Annotated in this window: 21 protein-coding genes; all 21 read left to right on the top strand. The window is 50.6% G+C overall.

Annotated elements, in window-relative coordinates; translation table 11 throughout:
- Nucleotides 1-40: 40 nt before the first annotated feature.
- Nucleotides 41-688, top strand: a complete 648-nt coding sequence (locus THEAE_RS21200) for a phage scaffolding protein (RefSeq protein ID WP_039944492.1) — start codon at nt 41-43, stop codon at nt 686-688.
- A 6-nt stretch (nt 689-694) separates the two neighbouring features.
- Complete coding sequence (locus THEAE_RS0114945) at nt 695-1,687, top strand: major capsid protein (RefSeq protein WP_028988038.1); 993 nt, start codon at nt 695-697, stop codon at nt 1,685-1,687.
- 12 nt (nt 1,688-1,699) lie between these two features.
- A complete protein-coding gene (locus tag THEAE_RS0114940; RefSeq protein WP_028988037.1) occupies nt 1,700-1,951 on the top strand; it encodes a hypothetical protein in 252 nt (83 codons plus the stop codon).
- Nucleotides 1,938-2,309 carry a phage head-tail connector protein gene (locus THEAE_RS0114935; protein WP_028988036.1) on the top strand — a complete coding sequence of 124 codons (372 nt, stop codon included), beginning with the start codon at nt 1,938-1,940 and terminating at the stop codon, nt 2,307-2,309. Before THEAE_RS0114940 ends, THEAE_RS0114935 begins: the two co-directional genes overlap by 14 nt.
- Nucleotides 2,310-2,311: 2 nt before the next feature.
- Nucleotides 2,312-2,671: a hypothetical protein gene (locus THEAE_RS0114930; protein ID WP_039944491.1), complete on the top strand. Its 360-nt coding sequence runs from the start codon at nt 2,312-2,314 to the stop codon at nt 2,669-2,671.
- The gene (locus THEAE_RS0114925; RefSeq protein ID WP_028988034.1) at nt 2,671-3,102 is read left to right on the top strand and encodes an HK97 gp10 family phage protein; all 432 of its coding nucleotides are present in this window, start codon (nt 2,671-2,673) and stop codon (nt 3,100-3,102) included. Before THEAE_RS0114930 ends, THEAE_RS0114925 begins: the two co-directional genes overlap by 1 nt.
- A gap of 4 nt (nt 3,103-3,106) precedes the next feature.
- Complete coding sequence (locus THEAE_RS0114920; RefSeq protein WP_028988033.1) at nt 3,107-3,358, top strand: hypothetical protein; 252 nt, start codon at nt 3,107-3,109, stop codon at nt 3,356-3,358.
- Complete coding sequence (locus THEAE_RS0114915) at nt 3,355-3,786, top strand: phage tail terminator family protein (protein WP_039944490.1); 432 nt, start codon at nt 3,355-3,357, stop codon at nt 3,784-3,786. Before THEAE_RS0114920 ends, THEAE_RS0114915 begins: the two co-directional genes overlap by 4 nt.
- The gene (locus THEAE_RS23295; RefSeq protein WP_169729999.1) at nt 3,783-3,956 is read left to right on the top strand and encodes a hypothetical protein; all 174 of its coding nucleotides are present in this window, start codon (nt 3,783-3,785) and stop codon (nt 3,954-3,956) included. The genes THEAE_RS0114915 and THEAE_RS23295 overlap by 4 nt, the downstream gene beginning before the upstream one ends.
- Nucleotide 3,957: 1 nt before the next feature.
- Nucleotides 3,958-5,280 carry a phage tail sheath family protein gene (locus tag THEAE_RS0114905; protein WP_028988031.1) on the top strand — a complete coding sequence of 441 codons (1,323 nt, stop codon included), beginning with the start codon at nt 3,958-3,960 and terminating at the stop codon, nt 5,278-5,280.
- A gap of 13 nt (nt 5,281-5,293) precedes the next feature.
- Entirely contained in the window at nt 5,294-5,758 is a 465-nt protein-coding gene (locus THEAE_RS0114900) for a phage tail tube protein (RefSeq protein ID WP_028988030.1), read from the top strand.
- Nucleotides 5,759-5,785: 27 nt separating this feature from the next.
- Nucleotides 5,786-6,196, top strand: a complete 411-nt coding sequence (locus THEAE_RS0114895; RefSeq protein WP_028988029.1) for a phage tail assembly chaperone — start codon at nt 5,786-5,788, stop codon at nt 6,194-6,196.
- A gap of 242 nt (nt 6,197-6,438) precedes the next feature.
- Nucleotides 6,439-7,140, top strand: coding sequence for a hypothetical protein (locus tag THEAE_RS0114885; protein ID WP_028988027.1), 702 nt, complete (start codon nt 6,439-6,441; stop codon nt 7,138-7,140).
- Nucleotides 7,141-7,223: 83 nt separating this feature from the next.
- On the top strand, nt 7,224-9,242 hold the full coding sequence (locus THEAE_RS0114880) for a tape measure protein (RefSeq protein WP_028988026.1): 2,019 nt from the start codon (nt 7,224-7,226) through the stop codon (nt 9,240-9,242).
- The gene (locus THEAE_RS0114875) at nt 9,235-9,927 is read left to right on the top strand and encodes a LysM peptidoglycan-binding domain-containing protein (protein ID WP_028988025.1); all 693 of its coding nucleotides are present in this window, start codon (nt 9,235-9,237) and stop codon (nt 9,925-9,927) included. Before THEAE_RS0114880 ends, THEAE_RS0114875 begins: the two co-directional genes overlap by 8 nt.
- Nucleotides 9,920-10,882, top strand: a complete 963-nt coding sequence (locus THEAE_RS0114870; protein ID WP_028988024.1) for an XkdQ/YqbQ family protein — start codon at nt 9,920-9,922, stop codon at nt 10,880-10,882. Before THEAE_RS0114875 ends, THEAE_RS0114870 begins: the two co-directional genes overlap by 8 nt.
- A gap of 1 nt (nt 10,883) precedes the next feature.
- Nucleotides 10,884-11,132 (top strand): DUF2577 domain-containing protein, encoded by a 249-nt coding sequence (locus THEAE_RS0114865; RefSeq protein WP_028988023.1) that lies wholly within the window; start codon nt 10,884-10,886, stop codon nt 11,130-11,132.
- Entirely contained in the window at nt 11,129-11,530 is a 402-nt protein-coding gene (locus THEAE_RS0114860) for a DUF2634 domain-containing protein (protein ID WP_028988022.1), read from the top strand. Before THEAE_RS0114865 ends, THEAE_RS0114860 begins: the two co-directional genes overlap by 4 nt.
- Entirely contained in the window at nt 11,523-12,599 is a 1,077-nt protein-coding gene (locus THEAE_RS0114855) for a baseplate J/gp47 family protein (protein WP_028988021.1), read from the top strand. The genes THEAE_RS0114860 and THEAE_RS0114855 overlap by 8 nt, the downstream gene beginning before the upstream one ends.
- Complete coding sequence (locus tag THEAE_RS0114850; protein WP_028988020.1) at nt 12,592-13,134, top strand: putative phage tail protein; 543 nt, start codon at nt 12,592-12,594, stop codon at nt 13,132-13,134. The genes THEAE_RS0114855 and THEAE_RS0114850 overlap by 8 nt, the downstream gene beginning before the upstream one ends.
- Nucleotides 13,131-14,303, top strand: coding sequence for a hypothetical protein (locus THEAE_RS0114845; RefSeq protein ID WP_028988019.1), 1,173 nt, complete (start codon nt 13,131-13,133; stop codon nt 14,301-14,303). Before THEAE_RS0114850 ends, THEAE_RS0114845 begins: the two co-directional genes overlap by 4 nt.
- Nucleotides 14,304-14,315: the final 12 nt, after the last annotated feature.

Genomic DNA, 14,315 nt, shown 5'->3' with positions numbered 1-14,315 from the left:
TGGGTTACGCCATAAAAACCAAATGGGAGCGTGTTGAAAAGTGGATTTGAAAGAACTTTTGGGCGAAGAACTATATAACCAATTGATGGCGAAGCTTGGTGACAAACATAAGGTCGCAGTCGTATCCGACGGGAACTGGATTCCGAAGGACAAGTTCAATGAAATTAACGAAGCCAAAAAGCAAGCCGAAGAAGCACTTAAGGAACGTGACAAGCAGCTTTCCGATCTGAAAAAAGCGGCTGAGGGAAACGAGGAACTGAAAAAGCAGATCGAGCAACTTCAGGCGGAGAACAAAGCCGCTGCCGAGAAGTACGAGGCCAAGCTCCAGGACATGGCCGTGACAACAGCAATCAAGCTGGCGGTCGCCGGCCAGGTACACGATCCGGATCTGGTGGCTGCCCTGTTGGACAAAAGCAAAATCGAGCTCGATGACAGCAGCAACGTAAAAGCCGGGCTCGATGAGCAAATCAAAACCCTACGTCAAAGTAAGGCTTTTTTGTTTGTCGAGCAAAAATCGGACAAAGGTCCGCAATTCAAAGGCGTTGCACCGGCGGATGGGCGGGATGGCGGAAGCACTGGAATTAAAAACCCGTGGTCGAAAGAGCATTTCAATCTAACTGAACAGGCCCGCATTCTTCGAGAGAATCCGGAGCTTGCGAAACAACTTCAATCCATTGTTGGAGGTTGATAAAACATGTCTGTGAAAATTTCTGATGTAATCGTTCCTGAGGTGTTTAATCCCTACGTGGTACAGCGTACGATGGAGCTTTCGGCAATCTTTCAATCCGGAATTGCCCAACGTACGCAAGAGTTTGACCGGCTAGCAAGCGCAGCTGCGCGGACAGTACAGATGCCGTTCTGGGGTGATTTGGTTGGGGATGATGAAGTTCTATCCGACAATGGGGCATTGACGCCCGGCAAAATCCAAGCCAACAAAGATGAAGCCGTCATTCTGCGCCGTGGCCGTGCTTGGGGTGCGAATGATCTAGCGGCCAATCTCGCCGGTGACGATCCGATGCGAGCCATCGCTGACCTGGTTGCATCTTATTGGGCACGGAGATACCAAGCGGCGCTGATTTCCACCCTGACGGGTGTTTTCGCATCGGCCAGCATGTCAGCACTGGTGCATGATATTTCTGGCCAAACCGGCGATGCAGCAGTTATCAGCGCCAAGACGACGGTCGATGCAGCGCAAAAGCTTGGCGACGCTAAATCGCAGCTGACGGCCATCGTCATGCACAGCGCGACGGAGGCGTCGCTGGCGAAACAGGACTTGATTCAGTACGTTAAGCCTTCCACTGGCTCTATTGATGTACCGACATTCCTTGGTAAGCGCGTCATTGTGGACGATACAACTCCAGTAACTGATGAACTTGATGGTACCGGAACACCGACAGGTAATAAGATTTTTACGACATACTTATTCGGCCCCGGTGCTGTCGCATATGGCGAGGGCAACCCGGTCGGATTCGTCCCGACGGAAACGGACCGAGACACTTTAGCCGGCGAAGATTACTTGATCAATCGCAGGACTTTCATTTTGCATCCGCGTGGAGTGCGGTTTACTTCGGGGAGCGTGGCTGGGGTGTCTCCGACCAACGCAGAGTTGGCCAGCGGAACGAACTGGAGTCGCGTGTACGAGCCGAAAGCGATTCGTGTCGTAAAATTTGTCCACAAGCTGTTATAATGAGGTGATCACATGGGACTTGCAGCATTTAATCGGCAACGCCGGGAGTTGGCTGCCAAGGTAAGGGAGAAGGAGAAATCCGAGAAACCCGTATCTAAGCCAGCTCCTGTTGGCGGCTTGAATGATTTCAATGACATGACCGTTGCCGAACTGAAGCAATACGCGGCGGACAACGGCATCGATCTGGGTGGTGCGACGAAGAAGGGAGATATTCTCGCAGTGATTTTCGCAACCAAAGGCGGCGAAAAAGATGGCGGCGAGTGATGTTCTGGCGACAGTCAAAACCCGCCTGCAGATCACGGACAACAGTTTGGATGCGCTGATTGATTCCTACGTCCAGGAGATCGGCCGGCGCATCTTGCACTATACGAACTTGATCGAGATCCCGGCCGAGTTGGAACACACCTGGGCGTCCATGACGATCGACGCGCTCCGAATCGAACAGCCGAAACTCCACGGGATCGCAGAGACGAGCGGAGCCGGAGAAGAGGTTACAGTCGGGGATACGTCGTCAAAGCCAGCGCAGGGATCCGGTTTGACAAATACGTCCAAATCCGCAATCGACGCCGTTGTGTTGAATTATCGGGTTGATTTGAACAGGTACCGGAGAATGAGGTGGTGACGATGGACCTTACCCGCCACCGTCGGGCAATCGAACAGATATACACGGATCGGGCGATGGTGTACCGATATGTCCAGGTCAAGGATCCGGTCACGAAGGAAACCAAACTCGTCCTGCAGCCCGTCTACACCGCCCAACCCTGCCGCATTTCGCAGCGTGTGCTTGGCCAGAACAACCAGACAGAGGCGCAGAACGAAATCCGGTATGAGACGAAGATGTTCATCGCTCCGGAGCTGGACATTCGTCAAGGTGATCTGCTCGAAGTCACCCGCGGCACCGTGACGCGCCGATACACTGCCGGAGAGCCGTTTCTGTATCCGACACATCAGGAAGTAAGTTTGCAACGGAAGGAATGGGCCTAATGTCCAAGTGGGGAAAATTCGACTTCTCCGAATTTGAGCAACTGGCTAAAACGTTCAAAAAAGCGCTGGACGAGCGCGTCATCGAGCGTTTCATCCAGGATTTCCTGCTGGAGATGGCGTACCGAGCCGAGCGGAAGATCAAAAAGCGGACGCCGGTTGATACCGGGGAACTGAGGCGGAATTGGAAAGTCGGTCGGGTCGAGCGTCGCGGAAATGCATATCAGGTGGATATCTTTAACCCAACGGAGTACGCGATCTACGTTGAATACGGCCACCGGGCCGGCAATGACCTGACGAAGTGGGTCGAAGGCCGCTTTATGATGACCATCTCCATGCAGGAGATCGAGCGGGAGCTACCGCGGTATTTGGAAAAGCGCGTGATGCAGCTGCTCAATGATATCATGAACGGCCGGCCGCCGAGGAAGGAGTAATGCTATGGCGAAGATCATCCGACTCAAAACGCCACAGGACAATGTGGTGGAAGCGTTGGAAACGCTGCTCGAACGGGCGCGTGGCGGAGAAGTGTTGGGTTTCGTCTTCGCCGCAAAATGTCCGGACGGAAATATCGCCACCAGCTGGGCGAACGTCGATGTTGGTGGGCGAAATGAATTGACTTCTCATCTTCAGATCGATGTGATGTATGCGGTTGTTGAAGCGAACATGGACAGGTTGGTGGAGCGCTTATGAGCTTGTCCGTAACCATTAACGACGTCCGATACGCCGTCCACTCCGCACTCGACACCGCGTTCCCAACCATCCCGATCATGGGCGAAGAGATTAAGCAAGGCCTGACGCTGCCATGCTTTTTTGTAAAGCTCCTGGAGCCAGAGCACACGCAAGAGCTTGGCCGGCGGTTCATCCGATATCATCCGTTCGATGTGCATTACTTCGCCCCGGAGCGTCGTAACGAGGATATGTATGCCATGGCCGAACGGCTGACAGAAACACTTCAGTGGATCGCGGTAGCTGGCCGGTTGGTCCGCGGGACGGGAATGCGGTTTGAAATCGTAGACGAAGTTCTGCACTTCTTCGTCGAATACAATTTCCACGTCTGGGCGCCGAAACCGGTTGATCCGGTGATGAAGGCACTTGATGTGAAGGAGGGGATCAAATGAGCGAGAAAAAAGCGGCTGTGAAATTTACGAAAGAGCAATTCTTAAAGTCGGCTAATTTTACGCCGGTTCAAAAAGACGTTTTGAGTTCATTGCTGAAAGATGATGAGGCATACACACTCGATCAGGTACAAAAACTGATCGAAGATTTTGCAAAAAGGACGGTGAACTGATATGCCCGCAGGTGGAACGTGGACAGTTCAAAACAAGGTACGCCCTGGTGTGTATATCAACTTTGTAGGAGAAGCCAAACCTTTAGGGACACTCGGCGAGCGCGGCTTCGTAAGCCTACCCTTGCCGCTCTCCTGGGGTCCCGCTAAGCAGGTAATCGCGGTCGAGGCCGGCGCGGACACGTTTGACACACTCGGCTATCCGATTACGGAGCCGCAGTTGCTCCTGGTTCGGGAAGCGCTGAAACGGGCCCGGACACTGCTCTTGTACAGGCTCAACACAGGAACAAAGGCGACGGCCACGATTGGAACAAATTTGACTGTGACGGCCAAACATGGCGGTGTACGGGGGAACGATGCCAGCATTATCGTTCAGTCGAACATTGACGATCCGGCTAAGTTTGACGTGAAGACGCTCGTCTCCGGGCAGGAAGTTGATCTGCAGACCGTTGCAACCATTGAAGAACTGAAGTCGAATACTTGGGTCGATTTTAGCGGAACCGGGTCTCTCACGACAACCGCCGGGGCACCGCTAACCGGTGGGGCAGACGGTAGTGTAACGGCGCAGGACTACCTGGATTACCTTGCCGCTATCGAAGTCCACGACTTCAACACCATCGGCTTGACGGCGACGGATGCGATGACCAAAGACGTGTTCGTATCGTTTGCAAAGCGGCTCCGGGATACTGAAGGAAAGAAGATTCAAGTCGTCATGGAAAACTACCCGTTGGCTGACTATGAGGGAGTCATTTCGGTGAAAAACGGCGTTGTGCTGACAGACGGGACAACGCTTACTGCATCGCAGGCGGTCGCGTGGGTGGCCGGGGCGACGGCCGGGGCCGCGCCGAACCAGTCGCTCACATATGACGCTTATGACGGTGCGGTAGACGTGGCGCCGAAGTACACCAATAGCCAGATTATTGCGGCCCTGCAAAATGGCGAATTCCTGTTCACAGCGATGGACGGCAGGGCCATTGTTGAGCAGGATATCAACACGTTGCACACGTTCACTCCGACGAAAGGTAAGGCATTCAGCAAAAACCGCGTTATTCGGGTGCTGGATGGTTTGGCCAATGACTATATGCGGGTGTTCAGCCAATCCTACATTGGCAAGGTGGCGAACAACGATGACGGCCGTAACCTGTTTAAGTCCGAAATCATCAACATCACCAATCAGTACCAGAACATCGGCGCGGTGCAAAACTTCGATCCGCAGACGGATCTTGAGGTTCTCCCGGGGGCAGATGTTGATGCGGTTGTGGTGAATCAGTGGGTACAGCCGATTGACTCCATCGAGAAAATCTATATGACCGTGACGGTCCGGTAAGGGGTGATGCAGAGTGTTTTTCCGTGAAGGCGACGCAATCAGCGGGAAACAGGCAAGGGCTTACGCAACAATTAACGGGCGCGTTGAGGAGCTGTTTTATGCCCGCTCTTTAGAGGCGACGATCGAAAAGAACAAAGTCGACGTGCCGGTGCTGGGTAAAACCAATACGCCGCAACGGTCAGCTGGGTGGAAGGGATCTGGTACGCTGACCATTTACTACGTAACTTCTATCTTCCGTCAATTAATGGTGGAGTACGTTAAAACAGGTCGTGATTTTTGGTTTGATCTTCAAATTGTTAATGAGGATCCTCAATCTAGTACAGGCAAACAGACTGTGCTGTTAAGAGGATGCAACCTAGACAGTGTTACGATCGCTAAATTTGATGCAACAAGTGACGATATGCTCGAAGAGGAATTGCCGTTTACGTTCAGCGATGCGGATCTGTTGGACCAATTCAACACCATTACGGGCGCCTAATCCAGGCGCCTTTTAAGGAGGTAAAATATGAGCACGTTACAGGATTTTCTCAATTCTCATCCGGTCGATAATTTGACCGATGAGGTCGTCGTTTCGCCTAGGTTCAAAGATAAGGACGGAAATATCCTTAAATTCAAGATCAAGGCGATGACGAACCAAACCTTTGATGAGCTGCGGAAGCGATACACGCGCGTCGGAAAGGGCCGTAAGGTCGAATTTGACGCGCAGGGTTTTAACACGGCTGTCGTGATCGAGCATACGCTGGATCCAGACTTCAAGGATGCGGATAGTATCAAGAAGCTCGGCTGTGCTACACCGGATGAGTATTTAAACAAGGTGCTCCTTTCTGGCGAGATCGCGACGCTTGTTAACAAAATTCAGGAGCTAAGTGGCTTTGACATTGATATGGAGGCGCTCGTCGAGGAAGCAAAAAACTGATTAAAGAGGGCGACGCGGAGGCTAACTATGCGTATTACGCCCTCCACAAACTGCGCATTCTCCCGGGACAGTTTGTCAACTTGCCGCGGGAGGAGAAAGCCTTTATCATGGCTGCTATTGATATCCGCATCGAAGCAGAGAAGAAAGAGGCAGCGAAGGCCGAGCGGAAAGCAAAAAGAAGATAGCCTTCCTGCACAGAATGTGGTAAAATGTTACCAAAATTTGCGCGGGAGGGCTTTCTATTGTTTTATTTATTTATGTTTTTATGGTTCATTTTCGGAGTGTTGTTCATCGGTGGTCTAATTTATTGGCTAGTCAGGAGAAAAAACGGGAAATTCGTTTTGTATTCTTTTATTGCTTCGTCGATCTTTTTGATTGTTGGAATTTTTGTAAGTGAAAATGAATCATCGCCAGTTAATAATCTAGATAATAACGGGAATAAAAAGGCGGTCGTAAATGTAAATTCAGAGGATTTAAAAAAGCAAGGTCTTGAATTCGATGAAAAAGCTTGGAACGACTATTTAAAATTATATGAAGCTCATGGTTATCTAATGAAAGCTACGAACGCATTTTCCGAAGGAAGTATGTCTGAATTAGATTTTTATGATTACTGTAAAAACGCAAAAGAATGGTTTGGACAGATGTCTATAAGTTTTAATTATGGGAAAACGGACGATGAAAAAGAATATCTTTCTACATTTGAAGTGTTTGCTCTTGCTGATCAAAGTGCGGTCGATAGCTTGATGAAATATTTAGATTCAAACGCTACAAAAGATTTATCGAATGCTAGAGAGAATATTAATAGGGCGAAAGAAGCTGCAACGATAATAGCAAAAAATAGAATTGTATTATTGAATAAAATTGGCTTGACGGAAGAAGAAATTGCTACGAAAAAAGATCGGATGATTGCTGATCTTGAATCAATCGATAAAAAAGTGAAATAAAAACTTAATAAAGAAAATCCTCGCGCTCTCAATATTGAGGGCGATTTTTTATCAAATTTAATAAGAAAATGGAGGTATATAGAATGCCAACAATTTCCTCCACAATTAAAATGATGGATGGTATGAGTGGACCGCTTAAATCCATTATGAACAGCATGAATCTGATGATCAGGGCGTTCGAGCAGATGCAGAACGTCACTGAACGAAATACGAATGTAGATCGATTGTTGGCGGCTTCACAGAGGGAGATTGCTTCTGCCACGGCTGAAATTAATCGCCAGATCGAGCAAGCAGATAAGGCGCAGAAGCAATTTAATCAATCATTGAAATTAGGAGAAAGCGGAGCGGGTGGATTACTGAGATCAATCAAAGGTATCGCAGCGACTTACTTTTCTCTCCAAGGTATACGAGCTGTCGCTAACATTAGTGATGAATATGTGAACTCTTTGGCTAGGCTTAATTTGATCAATGATGGATTACAAACAACCGCACAATTGCAGGACAAAATCTTTGCTGCTGCCAATCGTGCTCGAGGAAGCTACACCGACATGGCAGGAGTAATCGGGCGGATGGGCGTTCTTGCAGGAAAGGTGTTCAGTAGCAATGACGAGCTGATCGCCTTTACGGAACTCATGCAAAAAGCTTTCCGAGTTGGTGGTGCGTCGACCATAGAACAGCAATCTGCAATGTATCAATTGTCGCAAGCAATGGCCGCAGGAAGGCTTCAAGGCGATGAGTTCCGGACGATTATGGAAGCTGCCCCGAGACTTGCCCAAGCCATTGCAGATGTTACTGGGAAGTCTATGGGCGATTTGAAAACAATGTCGGCAGAAGGCGTAATTACAGCGGACATTATAAAAGCAGCAATGTTTAATGCTGCAGATGACATCAATAAAAAATTTGCAACGATGCCGATGACGTTTGGGGATGTTATGAATCAGCTTAAAAATTCTGCGCTTCAAGCATTTGGTCCGGCAATACAACAAATAAGCCGAATGCTCAATGATCCTAAAATGGCTAGCGGAATTGAAGGAGTGGGAAAAGCCATGGCTGCTGCAGCCGTCGCTGCAGTTTGGCTTCTGAACGTGGTAGGCGATATTTTTAATTTTATAACTTCAAATTGGCCAACCATCGAACCTATAGTTTGGGGAATTGTGGGTGCTTTTGGAGCTTGGTTTTTTATAACCAAACTACAGGCCATTTCTCAGGGGTTGCTCGCTATTAGAACAGCGGCAGTTACAGCAGCAGTATTTTATCTAACCTTCGCGACGGAAGGTTTAACAGCTGCTTGGGCGACGCTGAACGCAGTCCAAAAAGCAAATGTCTTTGTTTTGCTTATCTCTGCGATCGTTGCTTTGGCGATGTGGCTAATTAATCTTTGGAATACAAATGATCAATTCGCCGCAGGACTTATGCGGACATGGAATACGATTTTAAACTTTTTCGACCAGGTTCCAATCTTTTTTGATAAAGTCGGTAAAGGTATTTTTGAAGCACTGGCTTGGGTTGACTTAGAGATAGTAAAGCTCGTCGATTCAATGACGAACACCGTTATCGACGGGATTAACTGGATGATTGAACAGTTAAATAAGATACCTGGTGTAAGTTTGGAAACGATCGGTCATGTGAGTTACGCTGCTAAAGAAGCCTTAGCATTAGAGGCGCGCCGGCAGGCGATGGATAAGAATCTGGCTGAAAAAATTAGTTCTGCAGCGGCAAAAGCGGCGGAACGGGAACAGAAAGTGAAAGACTTCTTGGCTAATCGCGCAGCAGAACGCGCGAAACAAGTAGCAGAGAAACAGGCCGCACAGGCGAAAGGCTATGACTTTTCCAAGTGGCAGACAAAACCAGACATCGGCAAAGTCGATGAAGTAGGCAAAATCCGCGACACCGTGGACATTTCTAGCGAAGACCTAAAAATGATGCGGGAACTGGCAGAAATGAAGAGCATCCAAAATTTTGTTTCACTGACTCCTACGGTGACGGTTCATACCGGACCCGTGAACAAGAAAAGCGATATCGACGAGATTATAGCACGCATTGAAAGGTCGCTGACTGAGCAGATTGCATCTTCAGCCCGGGGGGTGTACGGCCTTGGCTGACCGATACGGTATTTGGCTCAGTTGGAACAACCAGGAGGAAGGTTTTGAGCTTCCAGTCCTCCCCGGTGAAATCGGTCCCAGCATTCGCGGGGACGATGTTGGGCATGACGTTTTCGGGCTCGGCAAAATCAATGTCATCAAGGACCGCGAGCTAGCAGGATACACGATTGAAAGTATATTCCCGGCTCAGCGATATCCGTTCGTCACAGCCTCGATTGTCCTTGAGCCGAAGGTATATATCGACTACATCATGCGTTGGTGGGAAACCAAGCGCCCGATCCGGTTTGTGGCCGTCACATCCACGATGGAAGTCAACACACCTGCCAGCATTGAAGGGTTCGAATGGAAAGAGGTCGCCGGCAGCCCCGGAGACATTTCGTTTTCACTGCGGCTGAGAGAATACCGGTTCTATGCCGCCAGGAAGGTGCAGGTGGCCCAGCAGGTTGGCGGCGGGACGACGGTGCAGAAGCCGAAACCAAAGCGCCCGGATGAGCGCGTGCCGCCCAAGACGTACACGCTGGCACCCGGGGACAACCTCTGGAAAGTCGCGCAAAAGGTACTTGGTGACGGCTCCAGGTGGCGCGAGATTCAGCGACTGAATGGGTTGAGCGACGCGCAGCTGAAAAAGCTGCCGGTTGGGATGGTGCTGAAGCTGCCGACAGAAGGCGGGAAGGCATATGCTTGAAATTCTGCTCGACAATAAAAACGGCAACGTGTGGGATCTGTCGCAGATCGCCAAAGACCTGACTTGGACAACCACTCGCGTCGGCCGTCCGGCAAGCGTGGAGTTCACCATCATCAACAGCGGCATCTATCAGGATCGAGCGTTCGCGGTAAACAACGGTGATATCGCTCGCGTGCGGAAAGACGGCGCGAATGTGTTCTACGGGTACGTGTTCAGCGTCAAGATAAACCAAGATGCCGAGATCAGCGTCAAGGCATACGACCAGGTTCGGTATCTGCTTAACAAAAGCACGTACGTCTTCAAGGGTGTCACGACCGGCGATGTCATCCGAAAGATCGCTGCGGATTTCAACCTGAAAGTCGGTTTGATCGACGACACAGGGCACCGGATCCCATCCATGGTCGAGGATGGCCAGACACTGTTGGACATCATCGAAAAAGCCAACACGCTCACCATGTCGGCTACGGGGAGGTTTTTCGTGTTCTTCGACGACTTCGGCGCCTTGTCGCTTCGGGATGTGAGGTCGTTCGAGGCCGGTTTCTATATCGGTGACGGTAGCTTGATGACCGGTTTCGAACATTCCCGGGACATCGACCAAGACACATACAACCGGATCAAGCTGTACAAAAAGGAAACCGGCAAGCGCGAGGTGTACATGGCGCAGGACAGTGCCAATATCGCCCGGTGGGGCGTGCTGCAGCTGTATGAGAGTGTGGACGAGGAGAAAAACGCAGCTCAAATCAACGAACTTCTGACACAGCTGACACGGCTCAAAAACCGAGAGCAAAAGAGCCTAAAAATCGAAGCCATCGGAGACATTCGGGTCCGTGCCGGCATATATCTACCGGTCGTCATTGAATCGCTCGGAATCAATCAACCCATGATGGTGGATGAAGTGACCCATAAGTTCGACGGAGAAGATCATACGATGAGCTTGACATTGAAGGTGATTTGATATGTTGAACATTATCAAACAGGCTGCTCTTGACGCATTGGAAGCCGGCCAACCCGTTGCTGTGATGTTCGGGGCCGTTACAAAAACCAATCCTCTGGAGGTGAACGTGGATCAGCGTTTCACTCTCTCGGAGGATTTTTTGATGCAGACAAACACGGCTAAGTACCTACAAGCGGGTGATAAGGTGGTACTACTCAGAATCCAGGGTGGCCAGAAATATTTGATCTTGGATAAGGTGGTGAACGGATGATTCCGACCGGTGGAAGCATCGACAATCAGAATACACAGACCGTCGAACAGCCCTCACGCACATGGAGATTGGATTTCGACCATGGGCGCGTGGCAGGAATGATCGACGGGCTTGATGCGGTTCAGCAGGCTGTGGCGAAGATTCTGCAGACGGAACGTTTCCGGCACCTGATCTATGATGCCGATTACGGAGTTGAATTGAATGGACTCATCGGCCAGAATTTCATGTTTGTTCAGTCTGAATTGCGCAGGAGAATTCGAGAGGCACTAACACAGGATGACCGAATTGAGGACGTGATGGACTTTCAGATCGATATCGTCGGGGATACGGTAGCGGTTCGGTTTACCGTCGTATCGTCGTTCGGATCATTCCATAAGGAGGTGACGGCACATGTATGAGGCGCAGACCTACGAAGCAATCCTGCAACGGATGCTGAATCGAGTTCCGGCGGACGTCGACAAACGAGAGGGAAGTATCATTTACGATGCACTGGCACCGGCGGCAGCGGAACTCGCACAAATGTACATCGAACTCGACACGAACATGCGCCTGACTTTCGCCGACACGTCCAGCGGCGAGTATCTGACCCGCCGCGCGGCGGAGATTGGCATCTCCCGCAAGCCGGCTACCAAAGCGCGGAGGCGCGGGTTCTTTTACGACGGCAATAACGCACTGATGGACGTGCCGATCGGCTCTCGATTCCGCATCGATGATGTGATCTTTGTCGCGGTTGAAAAGCTTGCCGTTGGCGATTTTGTGCTCGAATGTGAAACAGCTGGTGAGGTTGGAAACGTCCCCAGCGGCGACATGCTGCCGATCGACTACATCAACGGTCTTAGCAAGGCTGTGGTGGCCGACATCATCGAACGTGGCGCAGAGGAAGAGGACGACGAGAGTTTGCGAAGGAGGTATTTTGATAACTTGCGTGGGCAAGCCTTCGGCGGAAATATCGCCGACTACAAGAGTAAAACCCTGGCCATTGAGGGCGTAATGGCGGTCAAAGTATACCCCGTTTGGAACGGTCCTGGTACGGTGAAACTCGTCATTCTTGGGGCCAATTACCTTCCTGCTGATTCCGGACTGGTGGATCGGGTACAAAATGATATGGACCCGCCGCCACAAGGCGAGGGCTACGGCATTGCGCCGATCGGCCATGTGGTGACGGTGGAGAGCGCTGCTGGGGTTTCAATCAATGTGGAGACGACGCTGACGCTTGACACAGGATACACAACCGCCAGTGTAATGCCTGATGTGACTGCCAAGATCGAGGCTTATCTTGATGAACTGCGCAAATCGTGGCAGGACACAAACCAAACCATCGTACGTGTCGCGCTGATCGACGCGCGTATTTTGGACGTTCCTGGTGTACTGGACGTAACCGGAACAAAACTGAACGGCGTCGCTGCGAATGTGACGCTTGCGTCGGACGAAGTTCCAGTTCTAGGGCAGGTGATGATCAATGGCTAAGATTGGCGAGTATTGGCCTGAATTTTTAGCGCAGCTACGGGAATTCGGTTTGGTCGCTGATACGGAAGATGTGGAGCTCAACGATCTGAGGCAGGAAATTAACAACATTCTCAATGACCAATTCATCGAGACAGCAACAGAACGCGGAATCGCGAGGCGTGAGGCGATACTAAATATCACGCCTTATGGCGACGACACCATCGAAACCAGGCGTTTCCGTGTGGCCGGAAAATGGCTCAACCGCCTACCCTATACCTACCGAATGTTGCAAGACCGTCTTGACGCACTACTCGGCCCCGGAAAATACGTCATCGAGTTACACAAAGAACCATATACGCTGCGTGTGCTGATTGAACTGACAGTAAAACGGCAGTTTGACGCGGCTCAGGGAATGCTCCGTGAAGTTGTGCCAGCCAACCTTCGCCTGATCGTCGAACTGCGATACAACCAGCATATTACGATTGGGCAGCTGACACATGGTGCTCTTGCAGCATACAGACATATCGACATTAGGGAGGAGGTTTTGCCGGTATGAATACAACGCAAAACATTGGTCTAAAAAAACCGGAACAGACAGATTTCTATAATATCGATGACTTTAACTTCAACGCCGACAAAATTGACGAAGAAATAGCAAAGCGAATGTTCAACGCCGGTGGCGTCCCCTCCGCCCAGGCCGGGACCGACGCAAGCAAACCAGCGCCCGGTACTGTAGGACGTCTCTACATCGCCAATGATACTGGGCGCATTTACATTGACACAGGGACTGCTTGGGCGTTGATTGCGACGGTGAACTGGAATGATATCGCAGGGAAGCCAACCTCATTCACCCCTTCGGCCCACGCCTCTAGCCATGCAAGCAGTGGCAGTGATCCGATTTCTCCGGCCGATATTGGGGCAGAAACACCCTCCGGCGCACAAGCAAAGGTGGATGCTCATGCCAACCGCACCGACAACCCACATGCCGTTACGGCGGCTCAGGTTGGTGCACTCGCCAGCGTAGATGGTGTGTCGAATCCCGGTGGGAACATTGACCTAATCGCCGGAGCGAACATCGCGATCACGCCAGATAACACCAACAAGCGCGTGACCATCGCTGGAACCGGAACATGGCCCCAGGCGACCAACGCGGACACCGTCGACGGACAGCATGGCGCGTATTATCTATCCCGTGCTAACCACACCGGAACACAAGCGCCTAATACCATTGCCCCTCAGGGCGTAGGAAGCGGGCTTGATGCGGATATGGTGGATGGAAAGCATTTGAGCGCTATCGGGATGACACACAACGGCACACTTTACAGAACCCCAACAAACTATTCTACATCTTATGCTACCACTAGTACGTACATTATGGTGAAAGATATCCTTCTGCCCCAAGATCTCTACACCATCCCAGACTACGCTAAGAATAATTCAATGGTGGGTGAATGCAACATCACTACTGTCAAGCACTTAATTATCTCGGGTGATGGAGCCACACCAGTCTACGGAAAAGTGGGATACATTGCAAATGGAGGGGCGGAGGTTTTTCTACCTGAACGCACCACTACATCAAGTGCAGGGCTACTAACGACCGAAACATTAAATATCAATGTTTCAGGAAATGTGCGTGTGCGCCATTGGGTTAGATCGAATGGTCAAACTAGCGTTGGATACAATTACTTTGAAATCAATGGATCGATACAAACAAAAGTCATATAAATGGGAGGTGTG

The sequence above is a fragment of the Thermicanus aegyptius DSM 12793 genome (assembly GCF_000510645.1).
In the GTDB taxonomy this organism is placed as follows: domain Bacteria; phylum Bacillota; class Bacilli; order Thermicanales; family Thermicanaceae; genus Thermicanus; species Thermicanus aegyptius.
Note: the sequence above shows the minus strand (reverse complement) of the source record. Positions and strands in the feature narration are given on the sequence as shown.